This window comes from Endozoicomonas sp. SESOKO3 (assembly GCF_024606255.1).
The window spans coordinates 1-1,438 of record NZ_JAHHPR010000102.1 but is presented as its reverse complement, the minus strand read 5'-3'; the positions used below and the strand labels follow the sequence as shown (position 1 = coordinate 1,438).

At 39.1% G+C, this 1,438-nt stretch carries 1 protein-coding gene; it reads right to left on the bottom strand.

Translation table 11 applies throughout. The annotated features are described in order from the left end of the window. Nucleotides 1–159 precede the first annotated feature (159 nt). The gene (locus KDK18_RS01840; RefSeq protein WP_257252775.1) at nt 160–999 is read right to left on the bottom strand and encodes a hypothetical protein; all 840 of its coding nucleotides are present in this window, start codon (nt 997–999) and stop codon (nt 160–162) included. Between the last annotated feature and the right edge of the window lie 439 nt (nt 1,000–1,438).

Sequence of the window (1,438 nt, the reverse complement as noted above, 5' to 3'; positions counted from 1 at the left end):
GTTGGAAGTGGATCAATTTACGCAGCAACCTTTGCCTCAATCATTGCCTCAACTTATAAATAGAGGGGCAGGCATAGAAACACTGTATCGAACTTCCAGCTTAGAAAAAACAATCATCAAAGAGCTGGAGCATTCAGATGGGGAAACTTTTCCTGAAGACTATGAGTACAGATTGGTTAACTGCTCGGTATCAAGCGTAAGTGTATAGCTTCTTAAAGCAGTATGGATATAAATATCATCTTTATCAGGATCTGCAATGACAAATACAGCTCTGTATCCCATAGTGGGCAATGCTTCACCTTCTACAGCAGCTCTTGACATCTTTAAATAACCGCTAATTCCTTCAAGTAATAGTTTTTTATTAGTAAAATGCTCTCTGGAAAGTGCCTCCCTGAGATTTTTATCACGAAAATTTTCGGTCATTCTCAATTTAGAATTTTTAAGTATCCAATCGTAAGTAAACATTTCTTTGTAATCATCCAATACTGAGTATTCACTATTGCTTTTGGTTATGAGTTGGGCATTAGCGGGTTGGCAAATATCGTTCGATGTCAGACATTGGAGAGTAGTGGCTTTGTGGCTAAAAGAATAAATATAAACAGCCTCGATATCAGTAGCTTGTGTTCTTGCTATATCAAGTTCAGATGGGCTTCTGAATAACTCCATCGTATAGCGTTTTATTGCGTCAAAGGTTTGATTTATCTTATCCAGTTCAGCATCAGAAAGAGCATCAGGATTTATACTTTCCCTACTGAAAGAGAACAATCTGGTTTCATAGTCTTCAGGAAACGTTTGCCCATCTGAAGACATCAGTTCTTTAATGATCGTTTTTTCCAAGCCCTGAGTTCGATATATTTCCCCTATGCCTGTCTCAGAATTTAGAGGTTGTTGAACTTCCAAACCTGTTTCGGTCGTTTTAGTCTGAGTATCTGGTACATCTTCTGAAAAAAAACCAAGAAGATATGCCGCTCCTACTAATGCAGCAGCTTTTAAGAACATTTCGCTAACCTCCTTTTTCGTCTAACTGTTTATAGCTGACGTTTCATTAAGTAATAGCTCTGAGAGCCTGACTGATAATAGCACCATTACTGAATAAAGTTAGGAACAGGCTTGCTAGATTGATTTAAGATAAACAGTTTTTACTGATGTTTAGACCCTAAAACCACCATTAAGTTTACTGAACTCTCTGGTTATTATTTCTTTGTGGATGGATGGCTTTGCTCTTGCACAGACATGTATAAAGAATGGCGATGCTATATCTTTATGCTTTGGCAGCAGCCGGAAGAGCGAGCCTTGAAAAGGCCCTTGATGTGCAATGAAATGGAACGGGTTATGAAACTGATGAGCTGTAAATCGATTTAAGGGCTGAAACGGAGCAACCCGCGATTCCGGCCAGAATCGACCTGTCATTCCCGATAAGTTACGCCTGTGTCACAAC

What these genes read in the sequence shown, in the direction of transcription:
- KDK18_RS01840 (WP_257252775.1), bottom strand. Translation starts at nt 999, where the DNA reads ATGTTCTTAAAAGCTGCTGCATTAGTAGGAGCGGCATATCTTCTTGGT.